Raw genomic sequence first — 25,066 nt, 5'->3', positions numbered from 1 at the left:
CAAAATGAATTTATTGCGTTCTACCCTTTTGCTGTTATTGCTTTTGTGTACTTCTAATAACTTTGCCCAGATTATACAAACCACTTTAAGCCCAAATCAAGCACCTAAACCGCCTTCTAACTGGACACCTAAAAACCAACTTGGCTTTGACCTTTCACAAATTGCTTTTGTCAACTGGAGTGCTGGGGGAACGAGTTCTATCTCAGGTTTATTTAAAGGTGAATTTTCTAGAACATATCTGAAAGGAAATCATAAATGGTTTAACGAACTTATTATGAAATATGGTCTAAATAAGCAGGATGATATTGAAATGAGAAAAACGGATGATGCGGTTCAATTCAACTCTACTTATGGTTTTAGAAAAGATACCGCTTCCAATTGGTATTATTCAGCTAAGTTTAATTTCAACACGCAATTTACAAACGGTTATAATTATCCTAACCGAGATGTGCCAATCTCTAGACCTTTTGCGCCAGCGTATGTCTTTCTAGGAGCCGGAGCTGAGAATTCGAATAAAGAGAAAAATAGAACTTTTTATTTCTCACCTATTACGTTAAAAACCACTTTAGTATTAGATCAAAATTTGGCGAATCAAGGTTCTTTTGGTGTTAAAAAAGCTGTTTATGCACCAGATCCTTTAGACCCGACACAGCAAATTTTAATTGAAGAGGGTCAAAAGGTAAAAGCCGAATTCGGTATACTTTTAACTGGATACATGAAAAGCGAAATTTATAAAAATGTTTTTTATGAAAACAGGCTCACTTTATATACCGACTATTTAAACCGCTTTGGAAATGTGGATGTTGATTATGATACACGGTTGGACTTGGTTGTAAATGCCTATGTTAAAGCTAATATCGGCGTTCATATTATTTATGATGATGACATTAAAAATAAAAAAGACGTTATTGATCCAACTACAGGAACAAAAAGCCAGGTTACCGAAGGACCAAAAATGCAATTAAGACAAGTTTTGGGTGTTGGTCTGGTTTATGCTTTCAAATAAAAGAGAAAAATACAGCTATAAAAAAAGCTTCTTTTAGAATATTTCTGAAAGAAGCTTTTTCTTTTTAACGCTTTTTTTGTCCCTGAATCATTTCATACAGTTCAAGCGCATTTCCGTCTGTTAAGAGCGAAACGTAATGACAAATATGCAATAGACGTTCGTACAAATTGGTTTTGTCTAAATGATGCTTTTCTGGCAGCATTTTCAAAATCAATTTATCATAGTTTGAAGCAGTTCCGTCGTATTTATTATTGTATGCTGTTATAAATTTATCCAGCAGCGTTTGGATAATCTGGTAACCCACAATTTCTTTTTCGATTACTTCTCGGCTCTGATAGATTTTTTCAACACTTAGTTTGATAATATCATTCATCTGCGCTTTGTATTTGCTTTTATCTGTTAAAGCATACGGAAAGTTTCCTGCCAAAATTGCTTCTTCATTTTCAACAAAAACATTTACAGCATCATTAATTAAAGTTCCGATTGCCAAAGCTCTTAAATAAGAAATACGATCTTCTTTGGTAGTTAACGATTTGTATTTTGAAACTCCGATATTGTCTTTGACCAAATTAATCAAATATTCTAAAGCAAAATCTTCAGAAACTAAACCTAGATTTATTCCGTCTTCAAAATCAATAATCGTGTAGCAAATATCATCTGCAGCTTCAACCAAATATGCCAAAGGATGTCTTTCAAAACCAATATCATCTCCAGATTTATTGGCAATCATTCCCATATCTTTAGCGACTTCTTCAAAGAATAATTTATCTGTTTGAAAGAAACCGTATTTTTTATCTGCGATATTATTGGTTGGCTTTTTCGGAAGACTTTCTTTCGGATATTTCATAAAAGCGCCTAAAGTTGCATACGAAATACGAAGTCCGCCTTCAATTCCTGGACGGCTTGCCGTTAGAACTGAAAATCCGTTAGCATTTCCTTCAAAATCAATTAAATCCTGCCATTGCTTATCTGTCAGCTGATTTCTATATTTCTGGCCATTTCCGATAGAAAAATATTCTCCAATTGCTTTTTCACCAGAATGTCCAAAAGGCGGATTTCCGATGTCGTGCGCTAATGAAGCCGCCGCCACAATAGCTCCGAAATCATTCATGTGATAACCGTGAACTTCTTTCAAGTACGGATATTTCTCGATAATCTTTTTTCCTACCAAACGTCCAAGCGAACGTCCGACAACAGAAACTTCCAAACTATGCGTTAAACGCGTGTGCACGAAGTCTGTTTTAGAAAGCGGAATAACTTGTGTCTTATCTTGTAAACTTCTAAAAGCAGCAGAAAATATAATTCGGTCATAATCGACTTCAAATCCTAAACGAGTATCATCTTGTTCTATACGTAATCTTTTGCCTGTATCGCCTTGCTTCTTTAGAGATAAAAGTTGTTCCCAGTTCATTTTAAAATTTTAGATTTCTGATTTTAGATTTTAGATTGAGGATCTAAAGGTCAAAAATACGTTTTATTCGCCACGAATTCACGAATTTTTATAAATCATTGCGTATAAAATTATTCGTGAATTCGTGGCAAAAAATCTAAACGTGAGTTATGGAAAAATCATTATAAGATTGTGGTATCTGAGATAATTTTTGTTTTTCATGCCAACAAATGAGACTGAATTTAGTTATGATTCGTTTCGGTTTCACTTTAGTTGGCATTATTTTTAAAGTTTGCAAAGAATAAAAGAAACTATAAATCCTAAAACAAACCATATTACTCTGGTAATTAGAGCCTCTCTGTTTATTTCTTCTTTTTCAATATTTCTAACTTTCATGGCTTTTTGATTTAATATTTTTGATACGCAAAATTATAGCGAACAGAAAAAGAAAATAGACTTTAAAAAGTAATAAAATAACTCAATAAAATAATTTTCCTTATACATAAAAAAAGCGCTCCAATTGGAACGCTTTCTGATATATAAAAATCTGAAATTAGAAGTTTTTAGAAACTCCGATGTTTATCGTTTTTCCAAAGTTGAAGTAAAATTGACTAGAATCAACATCATTTCCATCGTTATCATAGCTCAAAGTTTCATATCCTAAACCACCAATACTAAAGTTTAAACCAAAACCTTTTTTCATATTAATAAAAAGAGCGGGAGTTAAACCGGTATAAAAACCATTGCCTTTATTTTCATATTGAAGTAATCCATCATCATAACCTTTGTCTTTTTGACTTTTGAATCCAGCGCCTAGATCGGCAAAAACTGAAAAAGTTTCACTTAACGGATATGTATATCGCACAAATGCACCAATTTTATATTCGTTAGATTTTCCTTCCCCCTCTCCAAGTGTACTTTTTGAAGATATCAAAGCAAACTCAACTCCAGAGGTCCAATTTTCATGAAATTGATAACCAACTTTTGGAGAAAAAGCGAAAGCATCTGTTTTTGCTGGCGCATCTTCACGATCGATTTTATTAGAGTTATAGCTAATGTTTCCGCCAACTAAAACTGTTCCCTTTTGGGCATTTGCAAAGCCAAAAACTGACAATGCAAGAATAAGTAGCATTTTTTTCATAATGGTTTATAATTTAAAATTTGTAAGATATTAACCAACAACGATGCCACCACACAGCCAATAATAATCAGAAATACAAATCTTTACAATTGATTAATGGCTTCAAAACAAACTCCTAACAAATAATCTTTTTATTACAAATCAGCAAACTTTAAATTTACATAAAGCACAAAAAAAGCGCTCCCTTTGGAGCGCTTTCTGAAATTGAATATAAAACTTAAGATTAGAAGTTTTTAGAAATTCCAATGTTAAATGTTTGTCCAAAGTTGAAGTTAAATCTGTTAACATCTGGACCATTGTTATCATAGCTTAATGTATCGTAAGACAATCCACCGATACTGAAGTTAAGACCAAAACCTTTTTGCATGTTGATGAAAAGAGCAGGAACAACACCAATGTACATTCCGTCAGCTTTAGCTTTAGAATAGTTGTTTCCAACGTAGTCTTTTTCAGTTCTGTTTTGGAAACCAGCTCCTAAATCTGCAAAAACAGAGAAAGTTTGGCTTAATGGCATTGTATAACGTACAAATGCACCAAATTTAGAAGTATTTGTTTTGTATTCATTTACTCCTTGATCATCTTTTGAAGACGCAACTGTAAATTCACCTCCAACAGTCCAGTTTTCGTGGAATTGGTAACCTACTTTTGGAGAAAAACTAAATTCGTTTGTTTTTCTTTCACCAACATTGAAGTCAGTAGTTTCAGAAGTGTATCCGATGTTTCCACCTACTAATACTGTTCCTTTTTGTGCGTTTGCAAAACTGCAGATAGCTAAAGCAGCTATCACTAACATTTTTTTCATTTGGGCTTTTATTTAAAATTTATGTTTCCTTTAACAACAACAGTGCCGTGAATTGGGAACTTTATATTTTTTTTAAGAAATACTTTAAAAGCCAAAATGTAGCAATCGAAAGGATTTCTCGTTACTTTTGTAGCAAATAAAAAGTCCATGTCGATAGAAGTAAACAACATATCAAAAAGTTACGGAACACAAAAAGCATTAAATTCAATTTCATTTTCGATTAAGAAAGGAGAAATTGTTGGATTTTTAGGTCCAAATGGAGCAGGAAAATCTACTTTAATGAAAATTTTGACTACCTATTTATTGGCAGACGAAGGCTCAGCCCTTGTAAATAGTCACGATGTCATGACAAATCAAAAAGAGGTTCAGCGCTCTATCGGTTACTTGCCAGAGCACAATCCGTTATATTTGGATTTGTATGTTCGTGAGTATTTGGCATTTAATGCTGATGTTTATAACGTGCCAAAATCAAGAATTGAAGAGGTAATTCAACTGACAGGACTGACACCAGAGAGCCATAAAAAAATTGGCCAACTCTCTAAAGGATACCGCCAGCGTGCGGGACTAGCGAATGCTTTGCTTCATGATCCAGAAGTTTTAATTTTGGACGAACCAACTACGGGACTGGATCCTAACCAGTTAATGGAAATTCGTAATGTGATTAAAAATGCTGGAAAAAATAAAACAGTTTTTTTATCGACACACATCATGCAAGAAGTCGAAGCGATTTGCGATCGTGTCATAATTATTGACAAAGGACAAATTGTTGCCGACAATAAATTAGACCATTTGGTTACTGCCGATAAAGAGCAAGTTATTGAAGTTGAGTTCGATTACAAAGTCGAAGAACAGCTTTTAGCTAAACTAGAAAACATTTCTTCGTACGTAAATACTCATGACATGACATGGGAGCTAACTTTTATTACCGAAAAAGATATGCGACCAGCTATTTTTGACTTTGCCAACGCAAATGGATTAAAAACACTACAATTGAATCAGAAAAATAAAAATCTGGAAGCTGTATTTAGAGAAATTACAAAATAAGGTTCTAAGTTGCTAAGCTTCTAAGCTACTTAGATTTAAGTTTTTTATGAAAAAGCGGTTTGTTTTGAGTTCAAAACAAACTGCTTTTTTATTTTCCTTCTCATTCTTTTATCTATAAATCAGTCAATTATCATTTTTCTTTAAAAAATATTATTATTTTTATTTAGACTTGTTATAAATAGTGTTATATTTGGCAAATCAAATTTTAAATGCCACGGTATGTTACGTACACTCCTTATCCTAAAAAAACTTATTTCAACTGTTTCAAATCAAGCGATAAATCTTCAAAAAAGGTTTTCAGACAAATTAGAACAAATTGTACTGCAATAAATTCTGATTTAAAAATTACAAGATTATGTTCTAGCCTCGGTTAGAATCGCCAAATTTAAAACAGCATGAAAAATATTATAACCTCCATTATGCTTGCTTTTTCGGTATATGGATATTCTCAAACAGAAAAAGAAACTGACAGTATTGTTGAAACAACTATAAATGCTTTAGATGAAATTGTGATTAGTAAGAAGAAAGTACTTTACACTCAAAAATCAGATCGTCTTGTTTTTAATGTAGAAAACAGCATCGTTTCTGAAGGCGGAACAGCTCTTGATGTTTTATCGCGTGCGCCTGGCGTTGTGGTATCTCAAGATGGCGATTTATCTATTCGCGGTCAGCAAGGTGTTGCGGTAATGATCAATGGTAAATTGACACAGCTTTCTCAGAAAGAATTAGCCAATTATTTAAAAGCTACAACCTCATCAAATATTAAACAAATAGAAGTCATTACTAATCCTTCTTCTAAATATGATGCGGCAGGAAAAGCTGGTATCATTAATATTATTCTAAAAAAACCAAATGCTGAAGGCTTAAAAGGAACCGCATTTGCCAGTTACGGAAGAGGCCGAAAAAACAGAACGAATTCTGGCTTTAATTTAAATTATAATAAAGATAAATGGGGCGTTTTCGGAAATTACAGTTATACTTTTCGTGGCGAAGAAGAGCGTAAAAAATTCAATCAGACCCAATATACAGATCTTACGCATCAGCAAATTTTGTCTACAAATCATCAGACCTCTATTACAGATGAGCCTCTTACTTCTAATAATTTCAAAATTGGAACGCAATATGAAGTTTCTCCTAAAACCAATTTAGAGTTTTATGTAGATGCTAAAATTGGACGCTATGAAAATATGGCCGATGGAACTAATACAGTTCTTAATACTTCAAATCAGCCTATTTTTGATGCTTTGACTTACAATGACAGCAAAGAAAAATGGAATGATTATACTTATGCTTTTTCTGGTACTCATAAATTTAATGACGAAGGAAAAAACATGAATTTTGATTTTGAATACGAAACGTCAAAGTTTAGATCTAACCAGTTTCAAAGTGCAGAAAATACCGCAAATGCAACTGTTGTAAACGATCGTCGCGGTTATATTCCATCTCAGTTAAAAGTTTTTACTGGAAAAATTGATTTTATAAATCCGTTTAAGGAAAAGCAATCTATTGAGTGGGGTTTTAAAGCCAGCGTTAAAAACAATGACAATCCATCAGTTTACGAATATTACGAAAACAACGAATGGCTAATCGATTTTAATTCGACCAATCATTTTGAATATAACGAACAGATTTATGCTGCTTACGCCAACTATAAATATCAGTTAGAAAAATTAAACATTCAGGCTGGTTTAAGAAGTGAGTATACTGCTATCAACATTGATCAGAAAACTTTAAACGAAGAGCATAAAGATGATTATTTAAAATGGTTTCCGAGTCTTTCTTTAAAATATGAATTCACCAGCAACCATTCTGCACACGCTTCTTACAGTAAAAGAATCAATAGACCAAGCCAGTTTGATTTGAATCCGTTCCGTTTTTACGATGATTCATTCAACTATTCGCAGGGAAATCCAAACTTGATTCCTGAGATTACACATGCCATGGAAATTGGCTACGCTTGGAAAAGTAATTTTATGGCTTCTGTTTATTTTAATAGCACTAAAGATGTTTTTACAGAAGTGTATAACTATAATCCAGACACCAATACGACTGTTACAACTCAAATAAACGTTAACAAATCATACAATTACGGAGTTAATATTACCAATACAGCCGAGTTAAACAAATGGTGGTCTGTAAACACTTTATTCAATGTTTTTGAGAATAAATTTATGGCAGACATTTTAAACAGCAATACGATTGATCCTATAACAACCTTAAACGTAAGCGTTCAAAATTCTTTTACTATAACTGAAACGCTGAAAGCAGAAGGAAATGCTCAATATCAGTCAAAATCGAATCTTGGAATTTACCAGAGAGACGCTTTCTTTGATTTCAGCATCGGAATTTCTAAACAGGTTTTAGCTAAAAAAGGAAGTATCAAACTCAATTTTACTGATGTTTTCAACACCAATAATTTCTACATTAAATCTGCAGTTGCGCAAACGACTATTGATAAAAGATATGATCTGGACAATCGTATAGCGACAATTGCATTTACATACCGCATATAAAGTTTCGTTCTTTAAATACCTTGTTTTTTGTTTTTTTTTGTGTTAGTTAAGAGCCTGTTCCTTCAAACAGGCTCTTCTACATTTAAATAGTTTATATTCTCGAAAGCACTTCTCGCATTTCCTGAATTACAAGTTTAATATCATTTTCTGTTGTACGCCAGTTTACAAATGAAGCTCTAATTCCTTTTTTGTTTAGATAAACTGTCGGCGTCATAAATACTTTTCCGGTATCGTTCAAATCAGACAAAAATCGGCTTACTTTTTCCTGATTGTGCTCTCCTTTTAGTGTGAAGCAAACATTATTTAAACGAATTGGTGCTAAAAGCTCAAAATCATTTTCTATTAAAGCATTTCCAAAATGCAATGCCAACGCTGTACTGCACTCAATTATATCTCTAAAACCTTCTTTTCCATACGCTTTAAGCGAAAACCACGCTGGCAGCGCACGCAGACGGCGAGAGTTTTCAGGAAGTACATTTAGATAATTAAAATTCTCCAAAGCATTTCCTAAATAAGGTGCATTTGAATTCTGAAATGTTTCAATCTGCAGGTTGATATGTTCTTTTTTATTTAAAAAGAAAGCGCTTTCATAAGGCACATTCAGCCATTTGTGACAGTCAATCGTAATACTGTCTGCTCCTTCCCAGCCTTTAACCAAATGTTTATATTTATCCGATACCGCTGCAAATCCGCCAAAAGCGCCATCAATATGCCACCAGAAATTGTATTTTTCTTTTAAAGCTGCAATCGCTTCAAAATCATCAAAATCGGCCGTATTTACTGTTCCTGCGCTTGAAATAAGTATAAAAGGTTTTCCGTTTAATTGCTTGATATTTTCTTCTAAATCGGCAATATCCAAAGCTTCACGATTGCCTTCAATTGTTTTTACAGTCGTATAATTTTGGCTTCCAATTCCTAAAAGTGACAAACATTTTACAGAAGAAGAATGTGGAGTTGCTGTGAGAATATTGATAGTTTCTGAAATTCCGTTTTTAGCAAAATCTTTTCCAAACTGTGCTCCAAACCATTGCCTTGCAACGCCTAGAGACGTAAAGTTTGACATCGTCGCGCCTGTAACAAATCCGCCTAAAAAGTCATCTGGAAGATTTAACAGCTGTAATAATAAATGAATCGTTTCAAATTCTATAAAAGCCGACGCCCCACCTTGTGCTTTTACTGCCTGCGTATTCTGATCGTAAACAGCCGCCAGCCAGTCACCTACGATCGATGCCGGAGTAGAACCGCCTGTAACAAATCCCCAATATCTTGGCCCCGAAGAAGAAACCATCAATGGCGCTAGTCTTTCATTAAACTCTTTTAAGGCTTCGATCGAGCCTAGACCCAATTCGTTTAAAACGCTTTTTGGATCAATTGTGTACGTATTAGAAGTGGGAATATTTTCGATAGCATTTAGAAAATCAATTCCCTGCTGTTTTGTTTTTTCTAAAATGGTATCAAAATCATTGAGATCTTGCTGTAGTATTGAATTCATATTATATAGTATTAAATCTCTTTGTCAGACTGAACAAAGTCGAAGCCTTAACATAAGAGGAAAATATTTTAAATTAATTATTTGAGGTATTTTTAAAGTGAAGCTACCACTTCGTTTTTTCTGAGAATCTGGACACCAGCATCGATGAAATTACATCGCCGTTTGCATTTAATAACGTTGCAATTGGATCAACCAAAGTTCCTAAAATCATCGCTACTGGCAGAGCTTGTTCCATCGGAAAACCATAAACCGTAATAGCCAAAACTTCTCCTATGTAACCGCCATTCGGAATTCCGCCTTCGACAATAGAAACAATTATGGTAATTCCTAATGCCAAGAGAATGGTTGAAGGCTCGGTGAAATCTTTTCCAAACATGGCAAAAAGAAAAGTAATTTTTAGGATAGATGACATACTCGAGCCATCTTTGTGCAAAGGTGCTCCCAACGGAATCACCAAATTTCGAACATGCGCTGGAATTCCCATTTTTTGTGCAGCATCCAAATTCGCCGGAATTGTCGCAATACTGCTGCAAGTTCCGATTGCGGTTAAAGACGGCGTAATATTATTGCTCCAAAAAACTTTGAAAGCTTTTTTTCCGCCTGCAACAAGGGCATATAAACTAAAGAATGTAAAGAAATAAAAGATACAAGCCGCATAATAAACCGCCATAGGTTTTGCATAAACACCAAACAGCTGCGGTCCGAAAATACCAACCTGATACGCAAAATAAGCTCCCAAACCGATTGGTGCAAATTTCATGATGATATTTAAAAGCTGTTTCATGACTTCGTTTCCTGAATCCAGAAAACTTTTAAATACGTTTCCTCTTTCTCCAGATTGTAAAGTCGCAAAACCAATTAAAAATGAAAATATAATGAGCGCCAGCATGCTTTTTCTCGACAATAATTCGAAGAAATCGTTTGTAGTAACCAGCTTTGCAATCTGATCGCCTACCGAACCTGTTTGAACATTTTCAAACGGAATTTTCGCTATAGCAATATCTTCATGAATTGGAAAAAGATAAACGGCAAAAATCATTACAATTGCCGAAATCAAAAGTGTCGAAAGGAAAACCAAAATCATTATTAAGAATAATTTTCCGAGCTTTTCTTTCTGTTCTAAATTGGCAATCGAAGAACCGATCGTAAAAAAAATCAATGGAATAATCGCTGTAAAAAGTAAGTTCAGAAAAATATCTCCAATTGGTTTTATTACCAATACTTTTTCTCCGAACACCAATCCGAAAATACTGCCGATAATGATACCGCCAAGAAGTAAAAGAATACTGCTGTAACTTTGTAGAAAATTGATTTTTTTTACTTCCATAATTTAAAAGTATTACAATTTAGAAACCAAAATGGAACAATGAAAGTACTTAAAAGCAACTAAATTTAATGCCGCAGATTAAAATGATTTAAAAGACTTTTCTAAGACAATAGTGGTAAAAGCCCTGTCAACCAGTTCGCCTGTTTTGTTTTTTATTTTTTCGGTCTGAGTTTCTTTGTAAACAATTTTAAAATCTGATTTTGCAATTAAATCCTGCGCTTTTTGAGTGCTATAAAGTTCGAACTCAAATTGTGTAAACGGAAGTTTTTTCATGAAATCTTCTTCAGCAAAAGTCAGACAGAAATTACCATTCGGTTTTAAAACTCTGTAAATTTCTGAAAGTAAATCTTCTGGTTTCTGCCAAAAATAAATCGTATTTACTGTGAATACTTTATCGAAAGTTTCATCTTCAAAAGGAATTTTATTTCCGTCATAAAGTGAAAAGAAAGCTTGTTTTTGAGAAACAAAATTTCTGTTGATTTTACGCGCTTCCTGAAACATCAAGTCCGACATTTCGAGTCCGTAATATTTTAAGTCTTTGGCTTGTTCGAAAAGAAATTCGACATGGCCAGCGTTTCCGTGACCTAATTCAAGAATTTTATTTTCCTTTAAAATATTTAAATTTTGGATGGAATGTTTGGTCATAGTGATGTTCGTTTCGTTCATCATATTGCCCATTTCAATTCCTTTTTCTCCAGAAGGATGTTTCAATTGAGAAGCTATGGCTTGTAATTCTTCGTCTTTCATGATATGAAAATTTTAAACTTCTAAATTAAACAATTCCACGTTATGTTTGTCATTGCGAGGAACGAAGCAACCACATTTACAAAATCAGCAAAGAAAATACCTAGTGAGATTGCTTCGTTCCTCGCAATGACGTTAAAAAACCTGACTAGCAATCTGTCTAATATTTTCCGATTTACCCATTGAATAATAGTGTAAAAACGGAACTCCAGCTGCTTTTAATTCTAATGACTGCTGAACCGCCCACTCGATTCCAACTTGTTTGATTTCAGCGTTATTTTTGCATTTGTCTACTGCATCGATTAAATCTTCTGGCAAATCGATTCTAAAAATTTGTGGCAAAACTTGTAAATGTCTTTGAACTGCAATTGGCTTAATTCCAGGAATAATCGGAATTGTGATACCCATTTCTCTTGCTTTTTCTACGAAAGCAAAATATTTAGCATTATCAAAAAACATCTGCGTTACCACATAATCAGCACCTGCATCAACCTTTTCTTTTAATCTTTTTAAATCCGATTGTAAAGAAGGAGACTCTAAATGTTTTTCTGGATAACCCGCAACTCCAATACAGAAATCGGCTCTATTATCGGTATCGATTACTTCGTGCAAATATTGTCCGCAGTTTAAATTTTTAATTTGTTTCACCAAATCAATTGCATAATGATTTCCTCCCGCTTTTGGCACAAAAGACTGTTCATCTTTCATAGCATCACCACGAAGCGCCATTACGTTATTGATTCCTAAATAATGACAATCAACCAGTACATATTCGGTTTCTTCTTTTGTAAAACCTCCGCAAAGCAAATGCGGAACTGTATCGACATTATATTTATGTTTTATAGAAGCGCAAATTCCAAGCGTTCCCGGACGCATACGAGTCAGTTTTTTGTCTAAAAGTCCGTTTCCTTTATCAATGTAAATGTATTCTTCGCGAGAAGTCGTTACATCAATAAACGGCGGATTAAACTCCATCAACGGATCGATATTATCGTATAATTCCTGAATGCTTTTCCCCTTTTGAGGCGGAATAATTTCAAATGAGAATAATGTTTTTCCTTTGGCGTTTTCTATATGTTCTGTTACTTTCATTATTTATTTTTGGTTTTAAAGTTTCAGGTTTCAGGTTTCAAGTTCTCTACAGTAACTTGAAACTTTAAACATGAAACTAAAATAACTTTGTTAGTCTGCTATATTAGGGTTTAACCATTTTTGAGCGTATTCTAGTGGCACATTTCGGCGTTTAGCGTAATCTGTAACCTGATCTTCTTTTATTTTTCCGAGACCGAAATATCGACTTTTTGGATTTCCGAAATAATATCCAGAAACTGAAGAAGCTGGCCACATCGCCATACTTTCTGTCAACTTCACTCCCGTTTGTTTTTCAACATCCAAAAGCTTCCAAATCGTTGGTTTCTCCAAGTGATCTGGACAAGCTGGATAACCTGGCGCAGGACGGATTCCTTTATACGATTCTTTAATTAATTCTTCGTTAGTTAAAGACTCTTCTGAGTCGTAACCCCAGAAATCTTTACGCACTCTCTCGTGAAGATATTCGGCGAAAGCCTCAGCGAAACGATCGGCAAGCGCTTTAACCATAATCGAATTATAATCGTCAAGATTTTTCTCGTATTCAGCCGCCCATTCGTCTACTCCAAAACCGGTTGTTACACAGAAAGCTCCCATATAATCATCGATACCGCTTTCTTTTGGCAGAATAAAATCGGCTAAAGCTGGATTTGGTGCGCCTTTTGTTTTTTGAGATTGTACTCTTAAAGTCAAAAACTTCTCTAAAACTTTTCCGTTTTCATCACGCAATTCGATATCGTCGTCATCAACTTGATTACAAGGAAAAATTCCATAAATACCTTTTGCCTGCAGTTTTTTCTCTTCCAAAATAACTTTCAGCATTGCTTGAGCATCGTTGAAAACAGAAGTTGCTTGTTCACCCACAACCTCATCGGTTAAAATCGCAGGATATTTTCCGTACAATTCCCAAGTCTGGAAAAATGGCGTCCAGTCGATATAGGGAACCAAAACATCTAATTCTACTTCAATAACTTGTGCACCAATTTTCTTCGGTTTCGTCGGAGTATATTCACTCCAGTCTAATTGCAATTTGTTTTTACGGGCATCTTCAATTGTCAAGAAATTTTTATCTCTCGAACGATTTAAAAATGTTTCTCTGAAATTGTCATATTCTGCACGAATATCAGCTGCATATATTTTTCGGTTATGATCTAACAGGTTTCCGGCAACGGTAACGGCTCTCGAAGCATCGTTTACGTGAATTACCGTTTCTCTGTATTGAGGCGCAATTTTCACGGCTGTATGTGCACGCGAAGTCGTCGCCCCACCAATCATAATCGGGATTTTAATTCCTTGTTTATCTAATTCTTTGGCCAAATAAACCATTTCGTCAAGCGAAGGTGTGATTAGTCCGCTTAGACCGATAATGTCTACTTCATGTTCAATCGCCGCTGCAATGATTTTCTCCGGAGGAACCATTACACCTAAGTCTACAATTTCGTAATTATTACAAGCCAAAACTACCGAAACGATGTTTTTTCCAATATCGTGAACGTCACCTTTTACAGTCGCCATCAGGATTTTTCCATTTCCTTGTTTATCTCCAGCTTGTTTGCTTTCTTCAATAAAAGGCAATAAATAAGCAACCGCTTTTTTCATTACACGAGCCGATTTTACAACCTGAGGTAAGAACATTTTTCCGCTTCCGAATAAATCTCCTACCACATTCATTCCAGCCATCAAATTGATTTCAATAACTTCGATTGGTTTTGTGGCTGCCAAACGTGCTTCTTCAACATCTTCTTCGATAAAAGCATCAATTCCTTTTACCAAAGAATGCGTAATACGATCCTGAACCGATCCTAAACGCCATTCCTGAACGGCTTTTTCGTCGCTTTTTACTTCTCCTTTTACATTCTCTGCAAAATCCAGAAGTCTTTCAGTCGCATCGTCGCGTCTATCTAAAATTACATCTTCAACGTGTTCTAATAAATCTTTTGGAATATCATCGTAAATCGTCAGCATTTCTGGGTTAACGATTCCCATCGTCATTCCATTTTTGATCGCGTGGTATAAGAAAACCGAGTGCATCGCTTCACGAACCACATCGTTTCCTCTAAATGAAAACGAAACGTTACTCACTCCACCACTAATATGCGCGTGTGGAAGGTTTTCACGAACCCATTTTGTCCCTCTAAAGAAGTCCAACGCATTCAAACGGTGTTCTTCCATTCCAGTTGCAACAGGGAAAATATTCAAATCGAAAATGATATCCTGAGGCGGAAAATCAACTTTGTTTACTAAAATATCATATGAACGCTGGCAAATCTCGACTCTACGGTCATAATTATCTGCCTGACCAACTTCGTCAAAAGCCATCACAATCGCTGCCGCACCGTAACGTTTGATCAATTTGGCATGATGAATAAAAGCTTCTTCTCCTTCTTTTAATGAGATTGAGTTTACGACACTTTTTCCCTGAACTACTTTTAATCCAGCCTCAATAATTTCCCATTTCGAACTGTCGATCATAATCGGCACTCTCGAAATATCTGGTTCTGCCGCAATTAAGTTTAGGAATTTAGTCATAGCTGTTACACCATCCAACATTCCTTCGTCCATGTTGATATCGATAATCTGCGCTCCTCCTTCTACCTGCTGTCTTGCGATATCAAGTGCCTCATCATACTTCTCTTCCTTGATTAATCGAAGGAATTTTCGCGAACCGGTAACGTTTGTACGCTCTCCAACGTTTACAAAAACACTTTCGGGCGTAATAATCAACGGTTCTAATCCTGATAATACAAGGTCTCTTCTTTTTTCAGTCATTTTCTTTAAGGTACTAAGTTCCTAAGGTTCTTAGGTTCTGAGTTTTTATTCTTATTCTTTATTTCTTTTCCTGCAAGGTTTTTGAAACCTTGTAGGTATTTACGTTTTCTATAATCTTATTTTGGGCGTGTCCCGCTTGAAAAAAGCGGGTCGGGCTATTCGTTACAAGTCCTCGCTCTTCCTTCGTCAGGCTGTGGGCTTTCCACTTCTATCCCTCACGCAAACTCGGTTTCATAATAAATTATATTTCTCCGAAACTTTAATATTTTTCTTTTGCTGGCGCGAGCGTCACGCTCGTGCACTTTCAATGCTATTTTTATTTTAAATCTTACTTTGTAGGCACGAGCTGGAAGCTCTCGCCAGCGGATGAATATTATATGCACCGTTCCGATGAAACTCATTTCTTCGATCGTCTCTTCAACGGAATAAATTCCGTTGCTACAAAATCGGTCGTTCCTACGGAACTTTTTTGCTTTTGGCTAACCTGCAAGGTTTTCAAAACCTTGTAGGTTTGTACTCTTTATACATCAACAAATCATACCTACAAGGTTTTGAAAACTTTGCAGAAAACGAAACGTTACTCTAAAACCGGCGCCACTCTAGGCTTATAATCCTTCGCAACTTCAGCCATTAATCGGATATGATCTGGCGTTGTTCCGCAACATCCTCCGATGATATTGATTAAATTATCATCTAAATATTCTTTGATGAAAGCCTGAGTTTGTTCTGGCGTTTCATCGTATTGTCCGAATGCGTTTGGTAATCCTGCATTTGGATGCGCTGAAACATTAAAACTTGTATGCTGTGCTAATGTTTTTAAATATGGTTTCAACAAATCGGCTCCTAAAGCGCAATTGAAACCAACGCTCAATAACGGAATATGCGAAACTGAAATCAAGAAAGCTTCAACTGTCTGTCCAGAAAGTGTTCTTCCTGAAGCGTCTGTAATCGTTCCTGAAACCATAATTGGCACATCGATATTACGTTCCTCTTTTACTTCTTCGATGGCAAAAAGTGCTGCTTTTGCATTTAATGTATCGAAAATCGTTTCTACTAAAAGCAAATCGCAACCTCCGTCTAATAGAGCTTCCACTTGTTGTTTGTAAGCAATTCTTAAATCGTCAAAAGTCACGGCTCTGTAACCTGGATCGTTTACGTCTGGTGACATACTTGCCGTACGGTTTGTCGGTCCAATAGAACCGGCTACGAAACGTGGTTTTGCTGGATTTTTGGCTGTGAATTCGTCGGCTACTTCATGGGCGATTCTTGCCGATTCGTAGTTTAATTCGTAAACCAAATCTTCCATGAAATAATCGGCCATACCGATTGTAGTTCCAGAGAAAGTGTTGGTTTCTACGATATCTGCTCCTGCTTCGTAATACGCGGCGTGTACAGCACGTATTGCATGTGGCTGTGTAAGTGATAATAAATCGTTATTTCCTTTTAATGGATGCGGAAAGTCTTTGAAACGTTCGCCACGGAAATCTTCTTCTGAGAAGTTGTAACGTTGTAACATGGTTCCCATTGCTCCGTCTAGAATCAGGATTCTTTCTTTTATTGCTTGTTGTATTGACATAATTTTAAGTCGCAAAGGCACAAAGTCACAAAGGTGCAAAGTGCTGAGCTTTTTTAATTCGAAACAAAACCTAAAGGTTTCGTTTCTAGTATTTTTATTATTTTAATTCCAAAAGTTCACAATTGATGGCTTTTTAGCCCCGATGGGAGCAAATATCCTTTTATTCTGGGGTTCAGAATAAAAGATATTGCGGACAGCGGGAACTCATGACGGCAAAAATGCGCCAATGATTCGCTCCTTTCACTAAAAATTATTTCAGTGAAATTATGTTGTAATGTTGTCAGGAAAAGTTTTGAGAAATACTGCTTGTATTTGTGTTATCTATCTTAGTTACTGTGTTTACAGTATAAAGTAGAATTTAGCACCTTCTTTATGGTAAAGGGTTGCTAAGGTTTCATTGGGTCTATCCCTCCGCCTTTCGTGATAACTTTCAATAAAATTATGAACGCTGCAAAGTAACGACATAAAGGCGGTAATTGCAAGTTTTTTTTAAGATTCTAAGCTGCTAAGGTTCGGAGGTTCTAAGTTTTTTTGTAAAGCGACTAAGTTGCTAAGCTACAAAGGTTAAAAGGTTAAAAACGAAAAGCTCAAACTTATAAATAAAGTTTGAGCTTTTGTCTATTTTTTTGCTGTCGACTCAATAAATTTGAGTGTGTTGTTCTTTTATCAGAAAGCTTTTTAAAAACTTCTGTCCCAATTAAGAAATGTGTCCATGACTTCTTGATGATCTGTAAATTCATTATCTGTCATTTTCATTTCGTTGTCATTTTTGGACTTTTCTTCGAGTAGTGTTTCTTCATCCCATTTGCTCATAGTAGATAATTTTTAATACATTCTTAAAGTTAGCACTTTATATTGATTCTTCAAAATATTATTTTACAATGCAAAGCTAGCATCTCATTATGTCGGGTCAAAGGAAATAAGATTAAGTTAATGTGATGTTTTTTTAAGCTTCTGAGGCGCTAAGGTTCTAAGGGACTAAGGTGAAAAATCTATATTTTGATTTATTTAGTTTTGCAAACACAAAGATTTTAGAACATTGCCCACGGTTTCAACCGTGGGAAACGTGTTTAATTTACGTAGCGTGATTTGCATTGCGTACCCACTATTGAAACCGTGGGCAATGTTTGAATTTGATTGTTTAATATATGCTCTTGAAGAGAATAATATTTATAGAAAATATTTTAACCATCCGATAAAAGCTCCAGCGGAGCGACACATTATTTAGATAATATCGCTCCGCTGGAGCTATCTAATGGGTATCCATTTCTGTTCTATAAATATGTCATCCCTCTGGGATTCTACAAAATGATAAATAAAAAAAGCCCCAACTTTTAAAAAGTTTGGGCTTAACTATATTTTCTTACTTTTAGTGTTTAGGTTTCTGCTTTGTTCCTCTAAAATTAATAATCTCTACGGTTTCACTTTCTTGAATCACTCTGTAAACCAAATAATTATTTTTATCTATAATTGCTTTGTGTAATGATTTTTTCTTGAGAGATTTTGGAAATTGTTCGGGATTAATTTTAATCTGATTAACAACTTGTTGAATATTATTTTCAAGATTCAAAATTTCTCTAGCTGTCCATTTTGCTTCTAAGTAATCAACAACTTTGTCAAAACCTTTTATGGCTTGAGCTGTCCATAAAATTTTTAATGCCATTTTGAGAATCTTTTCATCACGTCTTCGTGGCTAGTTAATTCTCCTTTATCAGCTTGTTCTATTCCTAATTGGATTTCGTCTTGTTCTGATTTGGATAAATCATCAAACCAATCGTTTTGATTTGCTTTCAATACCAATTCCAATTTTTCTAATACACTTTCATCTTCTACCTTAACCAACTCTTGGATAAATTGATATTTTCTTGCTTCTAAATTCATGATAATCAAAATTTATATAAACACAAAGATAAGCTTTTTTAAGCTACTAAGGTTCTAAGTTGCTAAGCTCCTTAGTTAAAATTTAGCTTAATAAAAAAGCCCAAACTTTTAAAAAGTTTGAGCTTTACTATATAAAAAAACCTTAGCGCCTTAGTATCTTAGAACCTCAGCACCTTAGAAGCTTAGACTATCGCCTTCACAACCGCTTTTGGTGCTTCTTTACGAGTTCCATCGAAACCGTCTACTCCAGAAACTGTTGTATATTTCAATACGTATTTTTTACCTGGATTGATGATTCCATACGCCGCTTGACACATTAATGTTGCTTCGTGGAATCCGCAAAGGATTAATTTTAATTTTCCTGGATACGTGTTGATATCTCCAATTGCGAAGATTCCTGGAATATTAGTTTGATAATCTAAAGCGTTGTTTACTTTGATTGCATTTTTCTCGATTTCTAATCCCCAGTCTCCAATTGGACCTAATTTTGGTGTTAATCCGAAAAGTGGGATAAAATAGTCGCATTCGATTTTGCGGTGTGCTCCGTTTTCTTCGATATCCAAAGATTCTACGTGCTCAGCACCGTTGATTCCGATTACTTCTGCTGGCGTAATTAATTTGATTTTTCCAGCTGATTTTAATTCCTGTACTTTTTCTACAGAGTCTAAAGCTCCTCTAAATTCATTTCTTCTGTGAATTAAAGTTACTTCTGAGGCTACATTTGCTAAGAAAATTGACCAATCTAATGCTGAATCTCCTCCTCCTGCAATAACAACTCTTTTATCTCTAAATTTCTCAGGATTTTTGATGAAGTATTTTACTCCTTTATCTTCATAAAACTCGATATCTTCAATAAGTGGCTTACGAGGCTCAAAACTTCCTAAACCTCCAGCGATTGCAATAACTGGCGCGTGGAATTTAGTTCCTTTATTAGACGTTACGATAAAAGTTCCGTCTTCTTGTTTTTCGATTGTTTCTGCACGCTCTCCTAAAGTAAAACCTGGCTCAAATTGTTTAATCTGCTCCATTAGTCCATCGATTAGGTCTCCAGCTAAAACTTCTGGGAATCCAGGAATATCATAAATTGGCTTCTTAGGATATAATTCTGAAAGCTGTCCTCCTGCTTGCGGTAAAGCATCAAGAATGTGACATTTTAATTTTAATAATCCTGCCTCGAATACGGCAAATAAACCTGTTGGTCCTGCTCCAATTATAAGTATATCTGTTTTAATCATTATGGTGTTGTTTATAATCATTCTTAATAACGCAAAGAAACGAATAAATCCTTGTACTTTCAATGATTTTTATCATTTATTTCTTTCCGAAACCTTTTTACTCTCTATTTTTTAATGAAGAAGTGATCTCATTCATTCGTTTAACCTTCTCTTCAAAATTGCCTTTGAGCGTTTTTCGGTATTCATTCAGATTCTCAACCATTTGATTGATGTCTTCCGGAATTACTTCTTCAAAAAACTCTCTAAGCCTTTTGGCTGTTGTCGGCGATTTTCCATTGGTCGAAATGGCAATTTTGACATTTCCTTTCGTAACGATTCCGCCCAAATAATAATCACATAAATCTGGCGTGTCGGCAATATTGCAAATCAAATAACGCTTTCTGGCCAAGTCGTACACTCTTTTATTGACTTCAAGATTGTCTGTACAAGCAATTACCATGTGGCGCTTTTTGAGCATTTTCTTTTTAAACTTCGATTTTGTCAATTTTATCGAAGGATGCTGCTCTGCGAGAACTTTTATTTCTAAATGAAATTCTTTTGCTACTACCTCAACATTTGCATTCGGACTTGACTTAAGCAAGAAAGAAAGCTTTTCCAGACCTACATTTCCTCCGCCTACAATTAATACATTTAAATTGTGAAGCTTTAGAAATATTGGATATAATTCGTTTTGTTCCATTTTAATTTATTTTCATCCAATCAAAATTAGATGATTTTATTCAATCAATCATTTTTTACCAACGAATTGGTTCTGACGGAACATTTTATCTAACTCTTTTTTTTGACAAAATTCTTCGTAAAATCCTTTTAATTTAGTGCTTTCGCGAACAACCTCGCCTAAAACGATAATTGCTGGAGAACTTAATTCTTTTTCTTTTACGATCTCCAAAATCGAATCGACTGTTCCTACGCCAACTTTTTCTTCTGCTGTTGTTCCGTTTTGGATAATGGCAACTGGCAGATTTCCTTTGTTTTCTTTTTGAAACAAATCGACGATCTGAGGCAGTTTATGCATTCCCATTAAGATTAAAACGGTTGCTGAAGATTGCGCGGCCAAAGCTACATCTGAAGATAATTTTCTGTCAGACGTTGTGCCTGTAATGGCCCAAAAACTTTCTGAAACGCCTCTTTTTGTAATGGATATTCCCTGACTCGCTGGAACTGCAACTACGGATGAAATTCCTGGAATAACAATCGTTTCAATTCCGAAACTTTCTGCAAATTCTATTTCTTCGCTTCCTCTTCCAAAAATAAACGGATCTCCGCCTTTTAATCGAACTACATTTCCATACGTCAATGCATTATCTACAATCAATTGATTGATTTGATCTTGCGTGTAAGCATGGTTTCCAATTCGTTTTCCAACAAAAATCTTGATAGCGTTTTTAGGCGCATAATCCAGAATTTCTTCGTTGGCCAGAGCGTCGTACAAAACCACATTAGCTTCAGCCAGTGCTTTTACAGCTTTTAGCGTCAATAATTCGGGATCGCCCGGACCTGCACCGACTAAAGTTATTTTTGGTTTTATATTATGCATTTGCTAATTCTTGTGCTCTGAAAGTTTCGATTTTGTCAAAGAAAACTACTGCCTGAGCAATGTAATCTTTAGCGAAAGCTTCAGATGGTTCGTTTTTATTGATTTGGTAAACCAAGTCTTTAAAAGTTGAATTCAACTCTATTTTATTAGTGTCAATAAAAACAGTGTCAAATAAATCTACGATTCCTGCGTGATGATTTGTTTTTTGGTTTTCTGCCAATAACAAAGCTTTTGCTCCGTTTACAAATCCTGCGTAAGCATGATAAATGGCATCTGACCATTTTTGGTTATCGAAAGCTTCTTGTGCAAAAGTGATTTTTTCTTTGGCTTCTAATAATAAAGTCGCCACTAAATCGATCACTACACCTGCACATTCTCCAACTCCAACTGCTTTTACATAATTATCTGCGTTACCCCAATCTACAAAATCAGCTTCTGTTAGGTTGGTTACATCAGATAAAGGCTTTAAGATTTCGTAGAAATATTTCTCTCCCTTTGCATCGTAATAGTTTAGGAATTTTTCTCCATTCGCGTTAGCGTCAAAATCATTTAAGATCGTACGCAAAGCTTCTGGTCCTCTACGGCTTGGAATTTTGATTACTTTATCAGCAAAACGTCCTTCTCCGTTTCCTAATCTTCCGCCACCCAATAAAACTTGCAATGCCGGAGCTACCAGTTTTCCTGAGTTGATAGACATTCCTTGGAATCCGATTGCAGACATATTGTGTTGTCCGCACGCATTCATACAGCCTGAAATTTTAATTTCAATTTCGCGGTTGTTTAAATATTGAGGATATTCTGCACTTAAAACTCGTTCTAATTCTTCGGCAATACCTGTACTGCTCGCAATCCCCAAGTTGCAAGTATCTGTACCAGGACATGCCGTAATATCTCCAACTGAATTATATCCTAAATGAACAAAGTCTAATTTGGCTAATTCTTGATAAAAGAATGGTAAATTCTCTTCTTTTACGTGACGTATTACAATATTTTGACGCAATGAAAAACGTAATTCGTTTGCTGCGTAATTTTTAATTAAATCTGCTAATAATCTCGCTTTATCAGTATAAAAATCCCCTAATAAAACTTTAATTCCGATAGCATAATAGCCTTCTTGTTTTTGTGCAATTACATTTGATTTTTTCCAAGCTTCATAAGCTGCTGTATCTTCGATTGTAACTTGTGGCACTTCTAAAACAGGTTCTGGAATTGGTCCGTCAAAAGCAGTTGTGTCGATTTCGTATGTTTCAAAAGCGATTGCTTTTTTCTCTTTTTCAACCAAATCAAGAAAAGCATCTTTCCCCATTTCTTTGATTAAGAATTTCATACGCGCTTTCATTCTTTTGGCGCGCTCACCATATCTATCAAAAATACGGATGATTCCTTCTGCTGTCGGGATGATTTCGTTAACCGGAATAAATTCCGAAAGTAATTCTGCATGTGCTGGCTGAGATCCTAAACCTCCACCAAAAACTACTTTAAATCCTTTTTGTCCGTCTTTAATTTTTGGAATAAATCCTAAATCGTGCAAATAGCTCAACGCTGTATCTTCGTCTGAAGAAGAGAACGAAATTTTAAATTTACGCCCCATTTCCTGACAAATTGGATTTCTTAAAAGGTATTGAAACAAACCGTGTGCATAAGGCGAAACATCAAATGGTTCGTTTACGTCTACACCAGCTAATTCGCTTCCTGTAATATTTCTAACGGTATTACCACAAGCTTCACGCAATGTAATATCATCTTTAGCCAATTCTGACCAAAGTTCAGGTGTTCTGTCCAAGCTCACATAGTGAATCTGGATATCCTGACGTGTTGTAATGTGCAGACGTCCTGTCGAATATTTATCTGAAACTTCAGTAATTCTTCTCAACTGCTCGCTGGTCACTTTACCATAAGGCAATTTGATACGAATCATCTGAACGCCTTCTTGACGCTGACCGTAGATACCACGCGCTAAACGAAGACTACGAAAACGCTCATCATCAATTTTTCCTCCGCGGAATAAGTGAATCTTTTTTTCTAATTCGATAATCTCCTTCTGAACTACCGGATTTTCTATTTCTGTTCTAAAACTTTCCATTTCTTTCTTGTTTTTGGTTTATTGTTGGTCGTTTATTAGTGGTTTCTAAAAAACCATAAACCATCAACTATTTAATAAATCCAACTCCTGCTGTGGTATTGGTAGCGGTATCAATTAAGATAAAAGCGCCGTTTGATTTATTTTCGTTATAAGAATCAAAATACAATGGTTTGCTCAATTTGATTGTTACTTCTCCAATCTCGTTTATCGCTAATTGTGAAGCTTCTGTTGTTCCAGAATAATCTGTTGCAATTGTATTTTTAATGCTTTCTACTTTTGCTAAAACTCTATTGGTGTTATGCTGAACTAAATATTTTGTTCCTGCAACCAGTTTTTTACTGTCCATCCAACAGATCGTTGTTGTAATATCTTTTTCAATTTTTGGAAGTTCAGATGATTTTACAATCATATCACCTCTCGTAACATTGATATCATTTTCTAATTCGATTGTAACTGAAGAACCTGCTGTAGCTTCGTCAAATGATTTATCGAAAAAGTGAATTTTAGAAACTTTAGATTCTGTTAATGAAGGAAGAACTGTTACAGCATCTCCAACTTTAATAGAATTTCCGTATAGTTTTCCTGCGTATCCTCTAAAATCGTGGTATTCATCAGTTTTTGGACGAATAACAGTCTGAACTGGGAAACGTGCTTTTCCTGCTTCGTAAACATCATGAGAATGTAATCCTTCTAAATGCTCTAAAACAGTTTGTCCATCGTACCAAGGCATGTTTTCAGATTTGTCAACTACATTTCCTCCGTTGATTGCACTTAACGGAATATAGCTTACGTTTTGTTCTTTGAAAGTACTTTTTGCATTTAATGCCTCAAAATCAGTTTTGATTTTATTGAAAACTTCTTCTGAATAATCAACTAAATCCATTTTATTGATGGCAACGATTACTTCTTTTACTCTCAATAAATTATTGATAAAAAAGTGACGGTAAGTTTGCTCAATAACGCCTTTTCTCGCATCGATCAAAATGATAGAAACCTGAGAAGTTGAAGCTCCTGTAACCATGTTTCTTGTATATTCTACGTGACCTGGAGTATCTGCAATAATGTAACTTTTCTTTGCTGTAGAAAAATAAATGTGTGCAACGTCAATCGTAATTCCTTGCTCTCTTTCTGCTACCAATCCGTCTGTTGCAAGCGAAAAGTCAAGGTAATCGTATCCTTTTTGTTTACTGCTTTTCTCGATTGCTTCGATTTTATCTGTTGTCAACGATTTTGTATCGTACAATAATCTTCCGATCAAAGTACTTTTTCCATCATCTACACTTCCTGCTGTTGCTATTTTTAAAACGTCCATTCTGTAATATTTTGTTTCAGGTTTAAAAATTTTGTTTCAAGTTTAATGTTTCAAGTTATTGGAACGCTTACACAAAATTTTAAATCTTAGTTTTTTTTGAAATTTTTAATTTTTAATTCTAATTT

At 35.0% G+C, this 25,066-nt stretch carries 20 protein-coding genes and 1 riboswitch; of the genes, 3 read left to right on the top strand and 17 right to left on the bottom strand.

Translation table 11 applies throughout. The features are described 5' to 3' along the window. The first annotated feature begins 4 nt into the window (after positions 1-4). Positions 5-1,006, top strand: coding sequence for a DUF3078 domain-containing protein (locus Q9Q97_RS06910; protein ID WP_306155833.1), 1,002 nt, complete (start codon positions 5-7; stop codon positions 1,004-1,006). A 64-nt stretch (positions 1,007-1,070) separates the two neighbouring features. Here Q9Q97_RS06910 and Q9Q97_RS06905 read toward each other — a convergent pair whose 3' ends face one another. The 3 genes from Q9Q97_RS06905 to Q9Q97_RS06895 all read right to left on the bottom strand — a co-directional run bounded on the left by Q9Q97_RS06905 (position 1,071) and on the right by Q9Q97_RS06895 (position 4,339). Next, positions 1,071-2,417, bottom strand: a complete 1,347-nt coding sequence (locus Q9Q97_RS06905; RefSeq protein WP_306155832.1) for a deoxyguanosinetriphosphate triphosphohydrolase — start codon at positions 2,415-2,417, stop codon at positions 1,071-1,073. 532 nt (positions 2,418-2,949) lie between these two features. Beyond that, on the bottom strand, positions 2,950-3,537 hold the full coding sequence (locus Q9Q97_RS06900) for an outer membrane beta-barrel protein (RefSeq protein ID WP_306155831.1): 588 nt from the start codon (positions 3,535-3,537) through the stop codon (positions 2,950-2,952). 223 nt (positions 3,538-3,760) lie between these two features. Beyond that, positions 3,761-4,339: an outer membrane beta-barrel protein gene (locus tag Q9Q97_RS06895; protein ID WP_306155830.1), complete on the bottom strand. Its 579-nt coding sequence runs from the start codon at positions 4,337-4,339 to the stop codon at positions 3,761-3,763. A gap of 147 nt (positions 4,340-4,486) precedes the next feature. Here Q9Q97_RS06895 and gldA point away from each other — a divergent pair, with 147 nt between their 5' ends. Continuing rightward, the gene (gldA, locus tag Q9Q97_RS06890; RefSeq protein ID WP_306155829.1) at positions 4,487-5,383 is read left to right on the top strand and encodes a gliding motility-associated ABC transporter ATP-binding subunit GldA; all 897 of its coding nucleotides are present in this window, start codon (positions 4,487-4,489) and stop codon (positions 5,381-5,383) included. 395 nt (positions 5,384-5,778) lie between these two features. After that, a complete protein-coding gene (locus Q9Q97_RS06885) occupies positions 5,779-7,896 on the top strand; it encodes a TonB-dependent receptor domain-containing protein (RefSeq protein WP_306155828.1) in 2,118 nt (705 codons plus the stop codon). 91 nt (positions 7,897-7,987) lie between these two features. Here the strand turns inward: Q9Q97_RS06885 and Q9Q97_RS06880 are convergent, their stop codons facing one another. From Q9Q97_RS06880 to Q9Q97_RS06815, 14 genes are all read right to left on the bottom strand, one after another. Further along, positions 7,988-9,388 (bottom strand): pyridoxal-dependent decarboxylase, encoded by a 1,401-nt coding sequence (locus tag Q9Q97_RS06880; protein WP_306155827.1) that lies wholly within the window; start codon positions 9,386-9,388, stop codon positions 7,988-7,990. Positions 9,389-9,491: 103 nt separating this feature from the next. After that, positions 9,492-10,715, bottom strand: coding sequence for a dicarboxylate/amino acid:cation symporter (locus Q9Q97_RS06875; RefSeq protein ID WP_306155826.1), 1,224 nt, complete (start codon positions 10,713-10,715; stop codon positions 9,492-9,494). A 78-nt stretch (positions 10,716-10,793) separates the two neighbouring features. Next, positions 10,794-11,462: a class I SAM-dependent methyltransferase gene (locus tag Q9Q97_RS06870; protein WP_306155825.1), complete on the bottom strand. Its 669-nt coding sequence runs from the start codon at positions 11,460-11,462 to the stop codon at positions 10,794-10,796. A 132-nt stretch (positions 11,463-11,594) separates the two neighbouring features. Next, the gene (gene metF / locus Q9Q97_RS06865) at positions 11,595-12,551 is read right to left on the bottom strand and encodes a methylenetetrahydrofolate reductase [NAD(P)H] (RefSeq protein ID WP_306155824.1); all 957 of its coding nucleotides are present in this window, start codon (positions 12,549-12,551) and stop codon (positions 11,595-11,597) included. 90 nt (positions 12,552-12,641) lie between these two features. Beyond that, positions 12,642-15,317, bottom strand: coding sequence for a methionine synthase (gene metH, locus Q9Q97_RS06860; RefSeq protein WP_306155823.1), 2,676 nt, complete (start codon positions 15,315-15,317; stop codon positions 12,642-12,644). A 577-nt stretch (positions 15,318-15,894) separates the two neighbouring features. After that, positions 15,895-16,893, bottom strand: coding sequence for a homocysteine S-methyltransferase family protein (locus tag Q9Q97_RS06855; RefSeq protein WP_306155822.1), 999 nt, complete (start codon positions 16,891-16,893; stop codon positions 15,895-15,897). 314 nt (positions 16,894-17,207) lie between these two features. After that, a riboswitch (SAM riboswitch) is annotated at positions 17,208-17,323 on the bottom strand. Positions 17,324-17,571: 248 nt separating this feature from the next. Further along, positions 17,572-17,706, bottom strand: coding sequence for a hypothetical protein (locus Q9Q97_RS06850; protein WP_262700154.1), 135 nt, complete (start codon positions 17,704-17,706; stop codon positions 17,572-17,574). A 556-nt stretch (positions 17,707-18,262) separates the two neighbouring features. Beyond that, entirely contained in the window at positions 18,263-18,556 is a 294-nt protein-coding gene (locus tag Q9Q97_RS06845) for a type II toxin-antitoxin system RelE/ParE family toxin (protein ID WP_306155821.1), read from the bottom strand. Continuing rightward, positions 18,547-18,774 (bottom strand): hypothetical protein, encoded by a 228-nt coding sequence (locus Q9Q97_RS06840; RefSeq protein ID WP_306155820.1) that lies wholly within the window; start codon positions 18,772-18,774, stop codon positions 18,547-18,549. The genes Q9Q97_RS06845 and Q9Q97_RS06840 overlap by 10 nt, the downstream gene beginning before the upstream one ends. 182 nt (positions 18,775-18,956) lie before the next feature. After that, a complete protein-coding gene (locus tag Q9Q97_RS06835) occupies positions 18,957-20,009 on the bottom strand; it encodes an NAD(P)/FAD-dependent oxidoreductase (RefSeq protein ID WP_306155819.1) in 1,053 nt (350 codons plus the stop codon). 97 nt (positions 20,010-20,106) lie between these two features. After that, positions 20,107-20,688: a bifunctional precorrin-2 dehydrogenase/sirohydrochlorin ferrochelatase gene (locus tag Q9Q97_RS06830; RefSeq protein ID WP_306155818.1), complete on the bottom strand. Its 582-nt coding sequence runs from the start codon at positions 20,686-20,688 to the stop codon at positions 20,107-20,109. Between the two features lie 48 nt (positions 20,689-20,736). Next, the gene (gene cobA / locus Q9Q97_RS06825) at positions 20,737-21,546 is read right to left on the bottom strand and encodes a uroporphyrinogen-III C-methyltransferase (protein ID WP_306155817.1); all 810 of its coding nucleotides are present in this window, start codon (positions 21,544-21,546) and stop codon (positions 20,737-20,739) included. Further along, positions 21,539-23,629, bottom strand: coding sequence for a nitrite reductase (locus Q9Q97_RS06820; RefSeq protein ID WP_306155816.1), 2,091 nt, complete (start codon positions 23,627-23,629; stop codon positions 21,539-21,541). Before Q9Q97_RS06820 ends, cobA begins: the two co-directional genes overlap by 8 nt. A gap of 67 nt (positions 23,630-23,696) precedes the next feature. Beyond that, positions 23,697-24,941 carry a sulfate adenylyltransferase subunit 1 gene (locus Q9Q97_RS06815; RefSeq protein WP_306155815.1) on the bottom strand — a complete coding sequence of 415 codons (1,245 nt, stop codon included), beginning with the start codon at positions 24,939-24,941 and terminating at the stop codon, positions 23,697-23,699. Positions 24,942-25,066: the final 125 nt, after the last annotated feature.

The organism is Flavobacterium sp. DG2-3, from assembly GCF_030730925.1.
Lineage (GTDB): Bacteria > Bacteroidota > Bacteroidia > Flavobacteriales > Flavobacteriaceae > Flavobacterium.
Note: the sequence above shows the minus strand (reverse complement) of the source record. Positions and strands in the feature narration are given on the sequence as shown.